This window comes from Anoxynatronum sibiricum, assembly GCF_039414295.1.
Lineage (GTDB): Bacteria > Bacillota > Clostridia > Peptostreptococcales > Tindalliaceae > Anoxynatronum > Anoxynatronum sibiricum.
The window spans coordinates 45,673-65,370 of the sequence record NZ_JBCITM010000009.1 but is presented as its reverse complement, the minus strand read 5'-3'; the positions used below and the strand labels follow the sequence as shown (position 1 = coordinate 65,370).

Genomic DNA, 19,698 nt, shown 5'->3' with positions numbered 1-19,698 from the left:
GGACAGCCATGCGCATTACCAACAACATGATGGTGCAGACCATGATGCGGAACCTGAACCGCAACATGCTCCGACTCAACGACAAGCAAATTCAGTTTTCCACGGGCAAGCGAATCAATAAACCTTCCGATGATCCCCTGGGCATTTCCAAAAGCCTGCGCCTGCGCACCGATATCAGCGTCATGGACCAATATAAACGCAATGCAGAAGATGCCTACTCTTTCATGGACAATACCGAAACCGCCCTCATCAACATGCTGGAAGGGATGCAGCGCGTTCGGGAACTGGCGGTACAGGCTTCCAGCGAAACCCTCACCCAGGAAGAAACCATTAAAATTGAGGCTGAAATATCTGAAATCCGAAATCAGCTGGTTGATCTGGCCAACTACAGCTATTCAGGAAAAAATGTTTTTTCCGGCAAAAAAACCGACCAGCCACTGCTGGATCAATATGGAAATTATCTGATGGATCTAATGAAATCTCAGGATCCCAATGTGTTGGACGACAAATGGGATTTTGAAATGAGCACCCGGGAAAAAATACAGGTGAACAGTCTGGGCTTTGAAATTTTTGAAGCAGAAGAGCGGAAAGTGGTGTATGCTCCAACAGATGGGGCAGCTGACTGGCCACTGGAGTTGCCCTATCGGGATGGCAGCGGCAGCCTTTCCCTCACTGTTGTCAACGGCAATGGGGACGGCCCGGAGAAGCTGGCAGACGGCACCTGGACAGTTGGTGCCAACTGGGGAGCACTCCCTGCTGATGAGCTGATCACCGCAGCCGTGAAAGAAATTGGCGAAATCACCGGCCCTGTTTTGGGTGAATACCGGTTTGAACTGATTCAGCGCAATGAGCTTGATACATCAACAGATCCACCCACGGTCAACGCTAATGTGGAATACCTGAAAGCCATACCATTAAATGCTACCATTGTGGATGAATATGCGACTCCGGCTGTTTGGGAAGCCGATTATACCGCTGACATCACAGAAGCATCTTTTGGTGGAAACACGCCGCCAACCATTGTGTTTAATGGCGTTGAAGTTGTTTTTCTCCGGGACGAAACTGCTGCTGCCGGCTACACCATCCAAGACCCGCCGACGGATAAGAACCGCATCACCATCACCCTGGGAGGGGCGGCGCCGTTGACAGATCAGACGCCGGCGAATTACCTGCCGGAGGTGGAAACGGCGCTGAGGGCGTTGTCGGACATCCGCGGGTCAGGTGTTGAGGGATTCCGGTTCAACCGTGTGGGAAACACCCTTCAAGCCATTGCTCCTGAACGGTCTGGAAGTGCCCATAATAAAGCTTACTTTGCAGGCACTGTGTCACCGACAACGTCTCGAGAAAATCAAATGGTCGTCGAGGGCACCTCAAAAGTGTACTACATCGAAGCGGGGCAGAAAGCAGGCCTTTTCCAGATGTTTGATAAACTGTCAGACAACCTGAAAGAGGGTAAGCAGGAAGATATCAGCAACATGCTGAATCAGATTGATGCCCACATTAATGCCATGTTGACAGTCCGGTCTGAGGTGGGTGCCAAAACCAACCGGGTGGAGTTGATTGTGAACCGCATCGAAGATGACACCCTGAATTACAAAGACCTGATGTCAAAAATTGAAGACGCCGACATGAGCCAGGTGGTTATTGAACTGATGAACGAAGAAAACGTCTATCGTTCGGCGTTGGCAGTTGGTGCCAGAATCATTCAACCCACACTGCTGGATTTTCTTCGGTAGTTAGAGTTCGACAAGACAGGGTATATGATTCATAGCTCCCAAATCACATCCTAAAGAGAGTCACAGAGGTCACAGTGGGGACGAGGTCACTGGGGGACGGAGGTACCTGTGACCCGCTTTCCAGGGTCACTGCACCTCCGTCCCCACTGTGACCTCCAATTGTACAGAAAAGGAGGCCGCCCCATGCAACTGGAAACCAAACATTTTGGCACCATCACCATTGATGAAGCGAAAATCCTCACTTTTCCCGACGGCATTCCCGGATTCGAGGAAAAGACACGTTTTGCCCTCGTGCAGAACCCTGAGCCAGAGGTGCCTTTCCACTGGCTCCAGTCCGTTGAGGAGGAAGGCCTCACCTTTGTAGTGACCAACCCATTCCTCATCCGTTTTAATTACGACTTTGACCTGCCGGAGCATGTGGTGAAAAAGCTGGCAATTCAGGGGCAGGAAGACGTGCAGATCTTCTGCATTGTCCGCATTCCAGAAAAAGTGCAGGAAATGACCATCAACCTCACCGCCCCCATTGTTCTCAACACCCGCACCCTTATGGGAAAACAGGTGGTGCTGGAGGACGACCGCTACCATACCCGCCACCTGGTGCAAGAAGAACTGGCAGCCAGCAAACAACTCATGGAAGCAGCAAAGGCCGCCGACACTTCGACGCCAGAGGCGGTTGCTGCCGTACCTGAAACCCCTGCAGAAGGGGGCCGATAACCATGCTGGTACTCACCCGTAAACCGGAAGAGAGCATTATTCTGGGCGGCAATATCGAAATCAAAGTGCTGGGCATTGAAGACGGCAAGGTGAAAATCGGCATCAAAGCCCCCCGGGATGTGGACATCTATCGCAAAGAAGTGTACCTGGAAATCCAGGAAGAGAATCAAAAAGCAGCTGGCTATTCAGCCGATACCGATGCCCTGAAAAACATGATGAAAACCAAATAGCTATTTTCCAGACAAAGCCATCCAGCAGGAACGGGTGGTTTTCTGTGTTCCATGAAAATTTCTCTAAATTTTTTTCATGCAACCTCTAAAGTATCCATCACGCCAGACGATAAATGTTATGAAAAGCAAATCAGCAGTACTGCAACACCCGTTTTCCCGGCCGGAAAACATGCATTATACCTTATCAACCCATCTACCGCAACCTGCAAGGATGCAGCAGCGGGAACCACAATTCAAGGAGGAATAAACAATGAGAATTAATAACAACATGATGGCTATGAACTCCCACCGTCAACTGGGCTTGAACAACAACTCTGTAGCAAAGGCTACTGAAAAGCTGGCATCCGGTTTCAGAATCAACCGCGCTGGTGACGACGCTGCCGGTCTTTCCATCTCCGAAAAAATGAGAGGCCAGATCCGTGGTTTGAACATGGCTTCCAGAAATGCGCAAGACTCCATTTCTTTGATTCAAACTGCTGAAGGTGCCCTGAACGAATCCCATGCCATTCTGCAAAGAATGCGTGAACTGGCTGTTCAGTCTGCCAATGATACCAACGTATCCATTGACAGAACCGCTCTTCAAAACGAAATGGACCAATTGGCTACAGAACTGACACGTATCGCCAACAATACTGAGTTCAACACCCAAAAACTGTTGAGCGGCGGATTAGCAACAACAGCCTTGACCTTCCACATCGGCGCCAACTCCGGCCAAAACATCAGCCTTAACATCAAGTCAATGACGGCTGAAAGCCTTGGCGTTCAAGGTGAAAATGCAGTAGCTGGTCAGGTTTCCGGTACTGGTATCAATATTTCCACCCGAACAGCAGCTGACATGGCCATCACTAAAATTGAGAGTGGTATCCGTCAGGTATCTGCAGAGCGTTCCAAGCTGGGGGCTATCCAGAACCGTCTTGAGCACACCATCAAAAACTTGGATAACGTATCTGAAAACCTGCAAGCTTCAGAATCCCGTATCCGCGACGTCGACATGGCGAAAGAAATGATGGAGTTCACTAAACAGAACATTTTGTCACAAGCCGCTACTTCCATGCTGGCACAGGCAAATATGGCACCACAAAACGTACTGCAACTGTTAGGATAAACTAACCAAGCTGCAAAAACAAAAGCCAGAGGTTATCCTCTGGCTTTTCCACTTACCATCAATCAATCATCGGTTAATTGAATCATTAAGGATGAGGCGCTGTGTCTTCTCAATACACTCAAAATCTTCACCGACTGAAAGATAGACTGAATCCCGATGAATACGGACAAATCACCAGAATCTTGAAAAATACACAGGCCTCTTTAGGTGACAGTCTTCATCCCAGTGATTATCAGGTGGCGTTGTCAAAAAAAACAGGAGCACCTATACCCATCATCAAGTGCGCCGACACCGTCTATTACCACAGTCGCTATGATCCTGAAAAAGAAGGGATCACCTGGGCTGCAAATCACGCAACTCCTGGAGTAGAGACCTACATTGTTTTTGGAATGGGATTCGGCTATCATATTGATGCCCTGTCCATGATGGCGCGTGGTGCAAAAATCATTGTCATTGAGTCGGACCCAAGGCTTCTTATGCGGTGTCTTCATGAAAAATCTCTGGAAGCATTGCTGTCAAATCCCTCTATTTCCATCCATCTTGTCACGCAACTGCCGGCCATTGCCTCAACCATCAGCCTTTACGCCAACGAAGCGAATGCCAAGCTGCTGATTTATCCACCGGCGCTAAAAATATTGGATCCATCACTGAACTCCCTAAAAGAAATCTTGCACCAGTATCAGCATCAGCTCACCAACATCAACCAGGACCTGTCCTTTCTGCACCGAAACTTTGCTGAAAATATCCTGCATTGTGACGGATATGCCGCAGAATTGAATCAGATCTTGAAAAATGTTCCCCTCATACTGGTATCAGCGGGTCCATCCCTTGATCACACGATACATACGATTCACGAAGCAAAGCGCTATGCACTGGTATTGTCGGTGGGTAGAGCAACAAAAGCGCTGCTGAAAGAGGGCATCACCCCAGATTTCACTATGATTACCGACGGGCAATCATTTGTCTACCGCAACCAATTGCAGGGTCTGGGGTTGGAGATACCTCTCATTGGTCTTTCAACATGTGATCAAAACGCCTTTTTGCGCCACCAAGGCAGTCGATTAATGGTCTTTCAAAAAGGGCACCCACCTGCAGAGCATACTGCCAGTCAACTGGGGCTGCCCCTGAATGAAACAGGCGGGTCAGTGGCCACTGCCGCTCTGGACGTAGCCATTCGCTGGGGATGCAATCCAATCATTTTGACCGGGCAGGATTTAGCCCTGTTAAATGGACAAACCCATTCCAGCGCAGCTTCTTCACGAATCATTAAGCATCAGGAGATGCTGACTAAAATTACGGGATATCATGGCGATCTGGTATATACTACGAACAACCTCAATAGTTATCGACACTGGATAGAAAGCCGTATCCACCGGGAACCTCAACTTCAATGCATCAATGCCACTGAAGGTGGGGCGCGCATCAAAGGCACCTGGCAGCTAACAATGAAAGAAGTTTTACAAAAACACCTTAAACCTCATTCGCTGGCAACGCGCATGCAATCGATTCAGCAACTACCGGTATGGGCGGGCGAAGTCATCGCTCATCGTGTTGCTCAGGAGACTTTTCACCTTCAAACAATGACGTTTACTGTTAAATTCCGTAATCAGGGGAGTGAATAACCGTGATTCTTCAGATGGGAAATCAAACACACCAGATTTCAAACAAGACCACATTGGAAGAAGTGATTCAGCAGATCCAGTCCTTCATGAATGAAAATGATATCATTGTACGCCATGTTGAAATTGACGGCGTACCTGCTGAAAACTGGCAAAAGTCAATGGAAAATGGATGGGAGCGCATCCAGTTGGTGGAAGTGAAGGTAAAAACACTGGCGACGATGATTTCCGAAGTGCTGTTATCCACTCAGGATTTCCTGGACAACGCGACTCCGCTTCTGGAAAAGCTGGGAGAAGCCTTTTATCAGGAACCGGATAAAGAAGCCTGGACACAGCTTTCAGAACTCTTTGAGAGCTTGCAATGGATCATTCAGTCGGTACAGGTAATGGACGAGCGCCAACAAAAAGACGCTATTATGGCTTCAGATTCTTGGGAGGCATATTTGAAAGACATTTATCGATTGGATGAAATCATCAGAGAATTCTCAGAAGCCCTTGAGAACAAAGATCATGTGTTGGTGGGTGACTTGCTTACTTATGAGGTGGAACCCGTCTTTAAAGAAATGCAGCAAAAACTTCCTGAAATGATTCCGCAAATACCCAATGAGGTGCCGGACCATGAGCTTCACTAATAGTCCCGAAGATTACGCAATTCAAGTGGAACAAGCCCGAAATGGTCAGATGACAGCCAGCATTCAAATGAATGGCCGCAGGCAATACCTGCACAGCCGATACGATCCTGAACGGGAGGCACTGGCACTTTTGGAAAAAGAGGCTGCATCGATCGAAGGGCAGCCTTGCTTGGTGATTTTTGGCATTGGAATTGGCTATTTTGTAAAGCATATCCTGGAGAGATACCCCACTAAAAAGCTTTATCTTTTCGAACCTGAAGAAAGAATGCTAAAGGCGCTTTCTGCACATCATGTATTTTCTCCCCGTAAATGCCCGCAAATACGGGCGATTCAGGGTGGTCAAGAAGCGTTAACCATGAACGAATTTGTCAACACGGTACTTAGAGATAGTCATGGCTATTTCTCGTTTCTTGCTTCATCCGGCATTCCCAAGCTGTTCCCACAGCCCTACCAAGCATTGCAAAACCGCTTGAGAGAGGCAGTGAATCGTAAACGCCAAGATGTTCAAGTGGTACAACATTACCGAACGCGGTGGATGATCAACAGCATTCGAAATATCCCCCACATTATGAGTACACCAAACATCATGGAACAACAGGGAGCCTTTCCAAACATCCCTGCTCTCATCGTAGCAGCTGGACCATCACTGATGGATGATTTGGAGGTCATTCGTCAAATCAAAACCGAAAAGAAGGCATACATTTTTGCAGCCGGTTCGGCCAATCGCACATTGCTGCATTACGGTATTCGGCCTGATGCTGTTGTGAGTTACGATCCACAGGGAAGCAACTATAATGTCTTTAACCAAGTTCGTCAGCAAGGCATCACCGATATTCCGCTACTCTTTGGCACCTCCGTTGGCTATGAAACACCTGACCTGTTTCCCGGCCCCAAGGCTCATTTTTGGGTAAATCAGGATTTCACCAGTCCCTGGTTTTTCAAGCCTGAAAAGCCCTCATTACGCGCCAAGATGCCTGTGATAAATGATGCGCCTTCGGTGACCATTGTGACGCTGCAACTTCTATATCACCTTGGTTTTTCGCCGATTATTCTAACTGGCCAAAACCTGGCTTATCTCAACGATAAAGTTTATGCAGATACAGCCATTGGTGAGGCGAGGTCAAAAGAGCTTCAAGCCATCGGTGACGTGGAGGTGGAGAGTGTTGATGGTGAAATGCTCACCACCAACAGAGGCTTGTTGACCATGAAAACAAACCTTGAAATAGCCATTCAAGGTATGCCGGGACTGGATCTTATCAACACCACCCGAAGGGGAGCGGCCATAAAAGGAACCCAGTACCAACCAATGGAAAAACTGCTTGAAACCACACTATATAAATCAGAAGTAGCCACCAGACCACTATTGCCAGATAATCATGAACCATACCTTGCCAATCACTTTCAGGAACGGCTGGAGAAGCTGAAGCGAGAAAAACGAAAATTCCAGGAGGCGCTGGAGGAAATGGAGCGCATACTGTCCAGAATACATGAACTCATCACCACTTCGTCTTCAGATATGTCGTTGCTGCAGGCATTGCTGCCCCGCATTGACCAGTGGTTGAATAAAATGGATACCAATGTATATAATGAGATATGTCTGTTTCCAGCCATAAGAGTTCACCATGAAGCCTTTGCCCGCCGACTGGATCACATTGCCGGTCTTTCGCAGCCGGAGGAAAAATTCCGCCAAATTCATGACGATTTCGGGCATTATTTGACAGCACTTAAAAAAGCTCATGAAGAAATAGCGCCACACATTGCCATCGTCGAAGAAGAGTTGGAACCAGCCCTTCTCAAACTGCTTTCATTTACGGTGATGTTTGACCAGTCAAAAGATGTTACTCCCATATAATGAGTCAAGGAGGGGTGCAATGTTTAAAGATAAAAGTATTCTCATCATCGGCGGCACCGGCACAGTGGGGCAAGCCCTGCTGCGCGATATTCTGAAAGACGCCCCCCGTGTAGTTCGTATATACAGCCGTGACGAGTACAAACAGTTTATCCTTCAGGAAGAACTGAGCCATCATATGAAAGCCCACAACAACCTGCGTTTCCTTCTGGGAGATGTGCGAGATGAAGCCCGTTTGGACCGGGCTATGAACGGCATTGATATCGTCTTTGATCTCGCAGCTCTCAAACACGTGCCTGCCTGTGAATACAATCCCTTTGAAGCGGTGAAGACCAATGTGATGGGTACCCAAAACGTCATTGAATGCGCACTGAAAAATAAGGTGGAGCGGGTGATCTACACCAGCAGCGACAAAGCAGTTGCCCCTACCAATACCATGGGAGCCACCAAATTGCTGGCAGAACGGCTTATTTCCTCCGCCGACTACTCCAAAGGTCATGACCAGACTATCTTTGCCGCCGTCCGCTTTGGCAATGTCCTCGATTCCCGGGGCTCCGTGCTGCCCCTCTGGAAAGAGCAAATTCAAAAAAATCGAACCATTACCGTCACTGAGCCGGAAATGACCCGCTTCTTCATGCATTTGCAAGAGGCTGTGACCCTCATCCGTAAGGCCTGCGAAATTGCCCGAGGTGGGGAGATTTTTGTGCTTAAAATGCCTGCTGTCAAACTGGGAGACTTGGCCCAGGTAGCTATCCAGTATTATTGCCAAGAGTTGCAACTTGACCCTTCGGTCGTCACCATTCAAACTACCGGTCTTCGACCAGGTGAAAAAATGTATGAAGAGCTGATGACGGAAGATGAAGCTCTGTATGCGGTGGAATATGAAGACATGTTCTGTATTCGGCCCATGATGAAGCCGGTTTCCCAAGAGACAGAGCGCAAAATCCAATCATATTCCTCCAGTATGGAATCATTATTATCATTGAAGGAAATTCAGGACATGATGGCAGGCACATCGGCTGAGTAAGTTGCCACACTCTCGAGGGTTAACGACTTGAGAAGTTGAAAATGATACTTGAAGATAAGAAAACATTCAAAGAAGGTGTTTTGATGGCCCACAACAATGTTCAGGAACAATTGGATCAGTATTACGCGGCAATCAAAGAAAAAGACTATCTACTGCATGTCATTGATTTTAAGCAGGATATTGATACAAGCAAAAGCAAGGGTGCCCAGTTCTATGTCAACAGCCAAGGCCACCTCCAGTATTTTTACAATAAGACAGGCGGTTACCAGACAGAAGACTGCCAACTTCTGGCAGAAGGTTTAACCAGAGAAGAAGTTGATGCCGCCCTTCCTGTGAAGTTTTCTGCCAGCAGACCCGGATGGAAACCGGATCAGGCACGACCCCATGATCGGTATAATGTTTACTATGTGAAAAATGATGCACTCAATGCCTGCGTCCGAGGAGCAGAGGTGTGGGGATTTCGTTCACTAAGTGCCAATATTCAGCATCAGTGGTACCTTTGTGAAGAAATGGAAGCGCCGAGGCCTTCAGAACAGCAACCATTGAAAGCTATGAAAGAGAAAAAACTGCACTTTCGCTATCTGATGGAGCTTCAACCAGATCGGGTTTCCATCCTGCCCATTAAAGACCATCAGGCTAATTTGGATGAGGAAACCTTTCCACTTTCCAATGGCCTTCGCTCCATGACCTTGCTGCCTTTGGACGGTAAGCGTCACATGACTCAGTGGGGCGATGACTTGGAGAAAACAAGTGTGCCGGTGATGGAGGATTTCATTGCATCTATCACAAGCCCTCAATTGGCATGGGTTCTAGTGTTGCGTCAGGCAGAACTAATGAGCCCCATTGACCCCATCCCCCGACTGTTAAGTGCAATGGGCGTCGGTGGACGGAACGGGAGCATCCACTTAAAACCCATTGAAATTGATTTGAAATATATCGAGGTAAAAACTGCCTATACCCAGCATGTTGCCTTTGAGTATCAGAAAGAGCAATCTTCAGATGAATGGCAGCCTGTTGAAAACCAAATCAAGATTGACACATCCAGTTTTGCCACAATAAGAATGAAATTCATTGAACCCTCGGTGATATATGATATTTCCATCACCCGTTTGAAAGAAGGGCTCCTGGAAGAGATTGGCGCAACAGGCCGATTGGATTTTCATGAAGCCATCGATCAGGAAAAATCAGATGTATATAAGATCAATGAACAACGGGATTATGTAGAGTTTTCCCACAAGGTTGTTCGAGATCTGTTATTGGAAGAACCAAAAGTGTTGGCGGGAGCAGTGACTGTGAATGAGGATGGGACGTTAACGTGCACGGCTGAGCATGTGATGAAAGATCGACAGTATGAAGATGTGACAGCCTTATGGGAAATTCCCGTAGACTTAGATAGTGAAACGATGGTGTGCATGCAGGTTGAAGCGTCTGGAAACTGGATACCTTGTCTTAACTTGCATCAAGATAAATCTGTTGAAGAAGAGTTTTGGTCCCTCCTCCACATATCCAAAAGGTTTGGCGATGAGAGTCTAAATTTAATCAAATCAAAAAGGTGTTATACTCAATCGTACATAATAGGTGAAGAAACTTGGCTTGATTCAATTAAGAATGGAGTTCAATTGAGAGTCTGCCAGCGTGGACTTCAATTTAGCAAAAATAAAGAAGTGCCTCTGGAACTGCGTAATGCATCATTAGAAATCTTTGAAAAATGGGCCGGTTTCGTTTTACAGTATTTTGGAAATGCCAGATTTCCAATTGAAAATTGGGTCGTATCGAGTTCGAAAATGAAGTTTGCTGGAATCAATGCTTTAACAACGAAAAACAATGGGAGTATGCAGCAGGAGCATATGGTAATACAAAAGTTATCGGTTATTAAATTGAAGGGAGAAATTGTTTTCATAAGTTGTGAAAATATTAAGGGTGCTTTGAAGCAAGAAATGGAATCTTACAGAGGCTATATAGCGAGCAATAAGTCGAAAGCAATTGACATTCCAGTCATAGAATTTGGAAATAGTTCAAATTGTGCAATCAAAGCTAAGAGAGGGTACAGAATTTTCAATGTGTTCAAGAAGTAGATAGTGCAGTTACATGAAATAGAAGACTCAACTGCAGTAAATTTGCATTGAGTTCACGCATGCCTTGCTACAATTAATAACTGGGTAAATATGGATGTTAAATCAAGAATGGATTGATAATTTTCGATATTTTGCAATCGTCACAACAAATCAAGAAATCACTGAGAGGCATGTTGGGTTGAGAGCTCAGTCAACCTATTAAAGGAGACACGCAGATGATTTGGTTACTAATACCGGCATTCAATGAGGAAGATTCGCTGCCGTACTTGCTACCGAAGCTTTCACAAGCAATGGACAGCTACAATGAGAACTACTGCATGCACATGTCCGATATCACCGTTGACCTTTGTCGAAATGATGTTCAGTTTCACTCAAATGCTGCTGATCCGTGGCGAGTGAGTCTTGTCAACACAGGCGAGAATACGCTAACAGGCGGCCGCGTCAAACGAATCCGTGACTACATAGGTAATGAAACCTTCCTATTGACCTACGGGGACGGTGTGGCTGATATCGACATCGCTGCGTTGGTAAACTTTCATAAGCAACACGGAAAGATTGCGACTGTCACTGCTGTTCAGGCTCCTGGTCGATTTGGGTCCCTCGACTTGTACGATGGCAGTTCTGTCCGCGCATTCATGGAAAAGCCAAAGGGTGATGGCACATGGATTAATGGTGGTTTTTTTGTCATGGAACCAGAAATCTTCGACTATTTAGAAGGTGACAGAACCAGCCTTGAACGGGAACCATTGGAGCAGATGGCAGCAAACAATCAGCTCATGGCCTATTTACACCATGGCTACTGGCAGCCCATGGACACCCTAAGAGAAAAGAACCAATTGGAAGAGCTGTGGAGCTTAGGGAAAGCACCTTGGAGGATGTGGAAATGATACAGCAATACGGAGGAATCTACCGCAACACGAAAGTCCTCGTCACTGGTCATACTGGGTTTAAAGGGACTTGGCTCACTCGCTGGCTGGTTCATCTTGGCGCAGACGTCATTGGATTGGCCCTTGACCCTGCAACTGAGCCTAACCACTGGGGTTTGCTCCGAACTAATGTGCGCGAGTACCGTTGCGACATCCGAGACCTTCGTAGTACGGTAGAGGTTATCACCATAGAAAAACCGCAAATTGTTTTCCATCTGGCAGCTCAGCCTCTTGTCCGTGCTTCTTACGTTGATCCCACGGGAACGTGGAGCACTAACCTTATGGGAACGATTAATCTCTTGGAAGCCTGCCGCCAGGCCGAATGCGTCCGCGCTCTCGTTGTTGCCACCACAGACAAGGTTTACCAAGAGCAGAGCCGCCCCAACGGCTACCTTGAAATTGATCCATTAGGTGGACACGATCCTTATAGCGCCTCAAAGGCGGCGTGTGAAATGGCTGTCGACAGCTACCAAAAATCCTTCTTTGCCTCATCTTGCATGCCGCTCACCGCCACTGCTCGTGCTGGCAATGTCATCGGTGGAGGCGATTGGTCTGAAGATCGCCTCATTCCTGATATTGCACGCTCTATCACAACGAAAGAGACGCTTGAAATCCGCTCGCCTGAAGCGACTCGCCCCTGGCAGCATGTGTTGGACTGCCTTAGCGGTTACTTACTCTTAGGGGCACACCTTTTTGAAGGAAAGAGCGAGTTCGCCAGGCATGGAACTTTGGTCCTGATCTGAAAGAGAACAACACAGTGAGTCACATCCTTAACCTCTTTGAATCTCACTTCACTGAAGTGCTCTGGAAAGATGTTTCCAACCAGCAAAAGCCCCATGAGGCTATTGAGCTCTCTCTTGACAGCGAAAAAGCGCATCGGGAACTGATGTGGCGTCCAGTATGGTCACTTGAAAAAACTGTTTTTTATACGGCTTCTTGGTATCATTCTTTTTTACAAAAGGGGGAAGTTCGCACCGATGATCAACTGGAACGCTATATTCAGGATGCCGTCGGCGCGGGAATGACATGGGTGAAAGACTGACGATAAGACAAACACCAATACAGGGTGTCTCTGTGATTGAGACAATAGCAGTTAAAGACCACCGGGGATCCTTCGCTCGTCTTTTCTGCGCAGATGATCTCGCCACTGTTCTCGGAGAGAGGCGCATCGTCCAAATCAACCACTCTCAAACGAGGGAAGTTGGAGCGGTAAGAGGCATGCACTTTCAACATTCCCCTCATGCCGAAATGAAGATGGTGCGCTGTCTTCGGGGAAGAGTTTTTGATGTGGCTCTTGACTTGCGCAAAAACTCTCCAACATTTCTCCAGTGGCACGCCGAAGAACTTGACCCTTATACCACCAGGATGCTCGTCATCCCCGAAGGCTGTGCCCACGGTTTTCAAGTACTTCAGGAGGAAAGTGAAATGCTCTATTTACATACGCAGTTCTACCAACCGGAAAGTGAAGCAGGACTTCGGCCTACTGATCCAGTGCTTGACATAAAATGGCCACTACCTCTCAAAGACCTTTCAGATAAAGACAATAGCCACCCGCTCATATTGTCGACCTATACGGGGGTATCTTTATGAAGTGCAGACACTGTGGTATAGAGTTGAAGCGTACATTTATTGACCTGGGATTTGCGCCTCCTTCCAACGCCTATTTGACGGAAGATGACCTGGTTTCACCAGAGCTGTCCTTTCCGCTGAAGCTAAAAGTATGCGACAACTGCCGACTCGTCCAGACAGAGGACTATGCCGAAGCCGACCAACTTTTCAACCACGATTATGCCTACTTTTCCTCTGTCTCTGGAATGTGGCTGGAGCACGCTGCTTCTTTCGCCATTGCAATCATCGACGAACTAAAACTGACACAGGAGAACTTTATCATCGAAATTGCTTCCAACGACGGATACCTCCTACAGAACTTTGTTGCCCGCAAGATTCCTTGCTTGGGTATCGAACCGACAGCCAGCACTGCGGAAGCTGCAGAGGCTCTCGGCATCCCCGTGCTTCGACGCTTTTTTGGACAAACACTTGCGGAAGAATTGCGGAATGAAGGTCGACAGGCGGACCTACTGATTGGCAATAATGTCTTTGCTCATGTTCCCGATATCAATGATTTCGTCGCAGGACTCAAAATCGCACTTAAACCTAGTGGTACCATCACCTTGGAATTTCCACATCTCATGCGCCTGATAGAACACGCACAGTTCGATACCATCTACCACGAACACTATTCATACCTATCGTTGGGAACGACGATGCGTATTCTTAATTCTGGGGATCTCCGTATTTTCCATGTGGAGGAACTGCCAACGCACGGTGGAAGTCTTCGAATCCATGCTTGCCATTCAAACGATTTACGTCCCACCATGGAAAATGTTCGTATGCTCCTTGATATTGAAGAGCGTTTTGGTTTGTCCGACCATAAAATTTACGCTGACTTTCAACATAGAGCAGAGACAATCAAGAACGATCTACTTCTTTTTCTTCTGCATCAGAAACGATCTGGACGTAAAATCGCCGCATACGGTGCCGCAGCCAAAGGAAACACCCTTCTCAACTACGCTGGTATAAAACCCGACATGATCCCATATGTCTGTGATGCAGCCCCCTCTAAGCAGGGGAAGTATCTGCCAGGGAGTCATATCCCGATCCTGCACCCGGATGAGCTAAGAAAGAGAAAACCGGATACAGTATTAGTGTTACCGTGGAATATTGCAGATGAGATTGTTGAACAGCACGGGTACATCCGTGAATGGGGTGGCGAGTTTTACGTCGCGGTGCCTTCTGTTCAGAAAATCGGAGGAGGTGCAGAATGAAAATTGCTGTTACGGGAGCTGCTGGATACATTGGACGGTACGTTATTGCGGAGCTAACTCGACACCCTGTTGAGACGGTTGCGGTTGCACGCAACATGTCGAAAATACCAGATGAATGGAGTTGCGATATCCGACAGATGGACATCTCTGAAGCGGAAGAAGGCGTGCTTGCTTCTATCGGATCGCCTGATGTTGTCATTCACCTTGCCTGGGGAGGACTACCAAACTATAACTCGATGCATCACATTGAGACAGAGTTGCCTAGTCAATATCGTTTTTTATCATTGCTCGTAAAAGAAGGGTTGAAAACTCTTATTGTTGCTGGCACTTGTCTTGAGTACGGAATGCAGTACGGCCCTTTAAAGGAAGAACTCGAAGCACGTCCCTCAACATCTTATGGTTATGCTAAGAATGCGTTGCGTATCCAGTTGGAATATCTTCAACAACAACATCCATTTAATTTCACATGGGGTCGTCTCTTCTATCTTTACGGAGAGGGGCAGTCATCAAACTCGATTTATTCCCAGTTGCGAGAGGCTGTACATCGAGGTAAAGAGTACTTTAATATGTCCGGTGGAGAGCAGCTTCGTGACTATCTACCAATCGAAAAAGCAGCCGCGTATATTGTTGATCTTGCCAAGGAAGAGGCCAATGTTGGCATTCTCAACATTGCATCTGGTCAGCCTGTGTCAATGCGAACGATGGTGGAAAGATGGATATACGAGAACAAATGGAAAATAAAGCTTAATCTGGGACATTTTCAATACCCGAAGTATGAACCAATGGCCTTCTGGTCAGATGGAATGAAGCTCTCCAAATTTGAGAGAGGAGATCAAAATGGAAACGATATTCCGTGTAGATCGGTTGCCGGTTTTTCAAAATAAGATGTATGATTCACCAGTGGCTGCGATTAAATGTCCGAAAGGGGATGTTGTGTTGGTCCAGGACACAAACACGGGACTGATATTCAACTCCGATTTTGATGAAGCACTTATGCATTATGATTCGTCATATCAAAATGAACAGGCTAGTTCAGCCATTTTCAACAAACATTTGCAAGAAGTAGGCAATATCATTTTACATTATTGGAAAGGCATGAGGTTAGTAGAAATTGGTTGCGGAAAAGGGTATTTTTTGGAACACCTTACATCGGAGGGTTTTGATATTATTGGTTACGACCCTTCCTACGAAGGTGATAATCCTGCTATAAAAAAGATGTATTACGGCCCGGAGATCTCTATCAAAGCTGACGGGATTATATTACGCCATGTTTTAGAGCATATTGTTAACCCTGTCGAATTTTTATTTCAGATCAGATCCTTAAAACCTGATGCAATGATTTACATTGAAGTTCCGTGTTTTGACTGGATATGTCACAATCGTGCATGGTTCGATATTTTTTACGAGCACGTCAACTATTTCCGTAAAGATGACTTTGTCCGCATGTTTGGAAAAATTTACGAGTCGGGACACTTATTTAATGGGCAGTATCTTTATGTGCTCGCCGACCTTTCTACATTGAAAGCACCAGTTTTCCGGGGAGAACTAGCTATTATTCCAGATGATTTCTTGAAAGGCTTGTATTCTGCATCTAACATGGTGAAAGAAGATCCTGAAGGAACATATGTAGTCTGGGGAGGAGCCTCGAAGGGAGTCATATTCTCGCTTTTCATGAAGCGGATGGGTGCTGAAATCAAGCATATAATAGATATCAATCCTGCAAAACAAGGGAAGTACTTGGGTGGAACCGGTTTGAAAGTCTCATCACCAGATAAAGTCTTGAAAAGTTTGCCTGATGGCTCGACAATTTTCATTATGAACTCGAACTACGCCAAAGAGATATATGACGTGGCTGGAGAGCGCTTTCAATATTGGAGGATAGATAATGACTTTTAAAAAAGAAGTTCAAAAGAGAATTATATCAAATTCAGCAAACAGGTCTTTACAGAAAGCTGCTCATGACTTGATGAAGGAATCTTTATTGGCTCACTACTCTTACAACTTTTCATCAATCGGTCGTCCTATCATCCAGTACCCCCAGGACATGGTCGCTGTGCAGGAACTGATATGGTCTATCAAACCTGATCTGATCATTGAAACAGGCATCGCTCACGGAGGTTCACTGGTGATGAACGCTGCTATGCTAGCGATGCTGGATTATTGCGACGCCGCTGTAACAGGAGAATCTTTGGACCCTAAGATAAGCCAACGCCGTGTTCTTGGTCTCGACATCGAGATACGTCCACATAATAGAGCAGCAATAGAAGCGCATCCGTTGGCCCATAAAATTGAGATGATCGAAGGAGACAGTATTTCGCCGGAGATCGTTGAGAAGGTGCACAAAATCGCATCCAAATACGACAGAATTCTGGTTATGCTGGACTCCAATCACACACATGAGCACGTGTTAGCAGAACTGGAAGCGTATGCCCCTCTCACCACTCGAGGAAGTTACTGTGTTGTTTTTGACACCATAGTTGAGAATATGCCTGCAGAAATGTTCCCAGATCGCCCCTGGGGCCCTGGCAACAACCCGAAGACGGCTGTGCGTGAGTACTTTCGTCGTCTGACCGAAGAGGGTAGAAAAGCAGCCGATGGATTACCCCTCAAGTATGAACTGGATGAAATGATCGAGAACAAGCTGGTGATCACTGTTGCACCAGAGGGATATTTGAGGAGAATTTGATTCCGGAGGAGTAAAAATGGTAAGTTTTTCTATTGTGTATCCAACGCACCATCGCCCTCAATTTATTGAGAGGGCATTGCTTTTTCTCTCAAGGCAAACATACAAAGATTTTGAAGTAGTAATTTCGGACAACTTTACAGATCCTGCGTTATCTTGCAAAGAGATATGTGAGCGGGCTGCTGAAACATGGAAGCTGAATATCAAGTACAATCAAACAGAGTCATGCCTTAATATGGTTGAAAATTGGAATAGAGCTTTCAGCTACACTGAAGGCGAGTACATACTTTATTTGACAGATAAAATGTTTCTTCTTCCGGATACGCTAGAACGCACACATCACTGTGTCAGTGAAATGAGCCCGGACATCGTCAATTGGATCGATAATAGTTATTCGCCAATTAAATTCCCCAACTACTTTGGAACGGGCATTTATCACCAAAAGACCAGTAGTGTCTCAAGCGGCGAAAAGTACAAACCCTTTAACTGCAAAGAAGAACTTTCAAAGAAGGGCTTGGCCAGGTGCTCGCGTTCTGAGCAAGATCCCCCCCATTACACTAGAGGAAAAATATGCTTTGGAGCATACAAAGCAGCTCTCTGCCACAAAATCATCAAGCACTCTGGCGCCCTCTTTCACGCTATAGCTCCTGACTATACCTCCATGGTTTTAGCACTATCTTTGGTTGAATCTGCAATGGAACTCTCTGATCCTGGGATAGTTCACATTAGGACAGACTTATCAAATGGAGGCAACGTAGCTCGGAACGATAAACATGCGCTCGCATTCCTGAAAAGTTTCAATAATGACCAAATATTTGAAGAACTTTTAGTACCAAAAGCGTATCGTTCTGCGAATAATATGGTTGCAAGGGACTACTTAGCTATTAAAGGAAGGTGCAATTTAACATTTGAATTTAAAAAAAGAAACTGGTTAGTATATATTTGGGAAGATTTAGTACGTGAGCCGGACGGGTGGTCAGACTCTCACATTAAAGAGGAACAGTTGAAATTGTTAAAGGACAAGATTTTTAGCTTGACCTGGTTTGATAGGTATATTATATACCTAAGCATTATACACCGAGATTTGAAGCGAAACATTAAGCCGATTATTAAAAAGACAGAGGTAGCACGCTTTTTTATGAGAGCGACAAAAATATTTCACAAAGATGTATCATCTCGAAAACGCATGTATTTCAGGACTATAGATGGAGTTTTGAACAATCACACAACTCATTTCATTACTAAACAATCACGATAGGAGCATTCAGAATGAAAATTAAGAGTGGTCTTATGCCAAATATTGAGAGCAGCAAATGTTTAGTAATTGGTGGTGCAGGCTTTATCGGATCTCATGTGGTGGAAGAACTGATTAAAGAAGATGTGTCAGAAATCGTCGTGTATGACAATTTTTGTCGCGGTACATATGATAATTTAAAAATTGCCCTGAAAGATCCGCGGGTAAGCATATATGACATTGGTGGCGATATTACCCAAACAGACATATTAAACAGTGCTATGAAGGGGAAGGATTACGTCATTCACCTGGCGGCTCTTTGGCTCCTTCAGTGCTACGAGTATCCACGTGCTGCCTTTGACGTCAACATTCAGGGAACTTTTAACGTGTTGGAAGCCTGTGTCAGAAACAATATCAAAAAACTGATTTACTCATCATCCGCATCCGTTTACGGAGATGCTGTTGAACTGCCTATGTCAGAAGAACACCCCTACAACAACCGCACTTTTTATGGTGCCACCAAAATTGCTGGGGAGCAAATGTGCAGAGCATACCATGACAGGTACGGGTTGGACTACGCTGGTCTTCGTTACATGAATGTCTATGGTACCCGCCAGGATTACAAAGGTGCCTACGTGGCTGTTATCATGAAGATTCTGGATCGCATTGATCAGGGACTTTCTCCCATTGTGTACGGAGATGGCTCCCAAGCCTATGACTTCGTCTATGTATCCGATGTGGCAAGATCAAATATCTGTGCCCTTAAGGCGGATGAGACAGACACTTTTTATAATGTGGGAAGAGGCACCAAAACAACCATCAAAGAGCTTTGTGAAATGATTTTAAAAATCACCGGGTCCGATCTTGATATTCAGTACGAATCAGCAGGCCAGACATTTGTAACCAACCGAATTGGGAGCACTGAGAAAGCAGAAATGGAAATTGGCTTCACAGCACAAATTGAACTGGAAGAAGGTTTGAGAAATCTCATCGAATGGCGGAAAGAGGCTATTAAAAGAAGTAATAAATGAGTGGATTTTTGT

At 46.1% G+C, this 19,698-nt stretch carries 19 protein-coding genes; all 19 read left to right on the top strand.

The window, feature by feature from the left end:
* The first annotated feature begins 8 nt into the window (after positions 1 to 8).
* Positions 9 to 1,736: a flagellar hook-associated protein FlgL gene (gene flgL, locus AAIG11_RS10110; protein ID WP_343186131.1), complete on the top strand. Its 1,728-nt coding sequence runs from the start codon at positions 9 to 11 to the stop codon at positions 1,734 to 1,736.
* A gap of 183 nt (positions 1,737 to 1,919) precedes the next feature.
* Positions 1,920 to 2,450 carry a flagellar assembly protein FliW gene (gene fliW, locus AAIG11_RS10105; RefSeq protein WP_343186130.1) on the top strand — a complete coding sequence of 177 codons (531 nt, stop codon included), beginning with the start codon at positions 1,920 to 1,922 and terminating at the stop codon, positions 2,448 to 2,450.
* Between the two features lie 2 nt (positions 2,451 to 2,452).
* Positions 2,453 to 2,680 carry a carbon storage regulator CsrA gene (gene csrA / locus AAIG11_RS10100; RefSeq protein WP_343186129.1) on the top strand — a complete coding sequence of 76 codons (228 nt, stop codon included), beginning with the start codon at positions 2,453 to 2,455 and terminating at the stop codon, positions 2,678 to 2,680.
* 250 nt (positions 2,681 to 2,930) lie between these two features.
* Positions 2,931 to 3,785 carry a flagellin N-terminal helical domain-containing protein gene (locus AAIG11_RS10095; RefSeq protein ID WP_343186128.1) on the top strand — a complete coding sequence of 285 codons (855 nt, stop codon included), beginning with the start codon at positions 2,931 to 2,933 and terminating at the stop codon, positions 3,783 to 3,785.
* A gap of 182 nt (positions 3,786 to 3,967) precedes the next feature.
* Positions 3,968 to 5,407 (top strand): motility associated factor glycosyltransferase family protein, encoded by a 1,440-nt coding sequence (locus tag AAIG11_RS10090; protein WP_343186127.1) that lies wholly within the window; start codon positions 3,968 to 3,970, stop codon positions 5,405 to 5,407.
* A gap of 2 nt (positions 5,408 to 5,409) precedes the next feature.
* Complete coding sequence (locus tag AAIG11_RS10085; RefSeq protein WP_343186126.1) at positions 5,410 to 6,036, top strand: hypothetical protein; 627 nt, start codon at positions 5,410 to 5,412, stop codon at positions 6,034 to 6,036.
* Positions 6,023 to 7,888, top strand: a complete 1,866-nt coding sequence (locus tag AAIG11_RS10080; RefSeq protein WP_343186125.1) for a motility associated factor glycosyltransferase family protein — start codon at positions 6,023 to 6,025, stop codon at positions 7,886 to 7,888. Before AAIG11_RS10085 ends, AAIG11_RS10080 begins: the two co-directional genes overlap by 14 nt.
* Positions 7,889 to 7,907: 19 nt before the next feature.
* Complete coding sequence (locus AAIG11_RS10075) at positions 7,908 to 8,912, top strand: UDP-N-acetylglucosamine 4,6-dehydratase family protein (protein WP_343186124.1); 1,005 nt, start codon at positions 7,908 to 7,910, stop codon at positions 8,910 to 8,912.
* Between the two features lie 449 nt (positions 8,913 to 9,361).
* Complete coding sequence (locus tag AAIG11_RS10070; protein WP_343186123.1) at positions 9,362 to 10,987, top strand: hypothetical protein; 1,626 nt, start codon at positions 9,362 to 9,364, stop codon at positions 10,985 to 10,987.
* Between the two features lie 215 nt (positions 10,988 to 11,202).
* Positions 11,203 to 11,874, top strand: coding sequence for a sugar phosphate nucleotidyltransferase (locus AAIG11_RS10065; RefSeq protein WP_343186122.1), 672 nt, complete (start codon positions 11,203 to 11,205; stop codon positions 11,872 to 11,874).
* Positions 11,871 to 12,656, top strand: coding sequence for a CDP-glucose 4,6-dehydratase (gene rfbG, locus AAIG11_RS10060; protein WP_343186121.1), 786 nt, complete (start codon positions 11,871 to 11,873; stop codon positions 12,654 to 12,656). Before AAIG11_RS10065 ends, rfbG begins: the two co-directional genes overlap by 4 nt.
* A gap of 14 nt (positions 12,657 to 12,670) precedes the next feature.
* Positions 12,671 to 12,955, top strand: a complete 285-nt coding sequence (locus tag AAIG11_RS10055) for a hypothetical protein (RefSeq protein ID WP_343186120.1) — start codon at positions 12,671 to 12,673, stop codon at positions 12,953 to 12,955.
* Positions 12,940 to 13,503, top strand: coding sequence for a dTDP-4-dehydrorhamnose 3,5-epimerase (gene rfbC / locus AAIG11_RS10050; RefSeq protein ID WP_343186119.1), 564 nt, complete (start codon positions 12,940 to 12,942; stop codon positions 13,501 to 13,503). Before AAIG11_RS10055 ends, rfbC begins: the two co-directional genes overlap by 16 nt.
* Positions 13,500 to 14,738: a methyltransferase domain-containing protein gene (locus AAIG11_RS10045; protein ID WP_343186118.1), complete on the top strand. Its 1,239-nt coding sequence runs from the start codon at positions 13,500 to 13,502 to the stop codon at positions 14,736 to 14,738. The genes rfbC and AAIG11_RS10045 overlap by 4 nt, the downstream gene beginning before the upstream one ends.
* Positions 14,735 to 15,622: an NAD-dependent epimerase/dehydratase family protein gene (locus tag AAIG11_RS10040; RefSeq protein ID WP_343186117.1), complete on the top strand. Its 888-nt coding sequence runs from the start codon at positions 14,735 to 14,737 to the stop codon at positions 15,620 to 15,622. Before AAIG11_RS10045 ends, AAIG11_RS10040 begins: the two co-directional genes overlap by 4 nt.
* Entirely contained in the window at positions 15,576 to 16,634 is a 1,059-nt protein-coding gene (locus AAIG11_RS10035) for a class I SAM-dependent methyltransferase (RefSeq protein WP_343186116.1), read from the top strand. The genes AAIG11_RS10040 and AAIG11_RS10035 overlap by 47 nt, the downstream gene beginning before the upstream one ends.
* Entirely contained in the window at positions 16,624 to 17,424 is an 801-nt protein-coding gene (locus AAIG11_RS10030; RefSeq protein WP_343186115.1) for a cephalosporin hydroxylase family protein, read from the top strand. The genes AAIG11_RS10035 and AAIG11_RS10030 overlap by 11 nt, the downstream gene beginning before the upstream one ends.
* 16 nt (positions 17,425 to 17,440) lie before the next feature.
* The gene (locus AAIG11_RS10025; RefSeq protein WP_343186114.1) at positions 17,441 to 18,679 is read left to right on the top strand and encodes a glycosyltransferase family 2 protein; all 1,239 of its coding nucleotides are present in this window, start codon (positions 17,441 to 17,443) and stop codon (positions 18,677 to 18,679) included.
* Between the two features lie 11 nt (positions 18,680 to 18,690).
* Positions 18,691 to 19,686, top strand: coding sequence for an NAD-dependent epimerase/dehydratase family protein (locus tag AAIG11_RS10020; protein WP_343186113.1), 996 nt, complete (start codon positions 18,691 to 18,693; stop codon positions 19,684 to 19,686).
* Positions 19,687 to 19,698 lie beyond the last annotated feature (12 nt).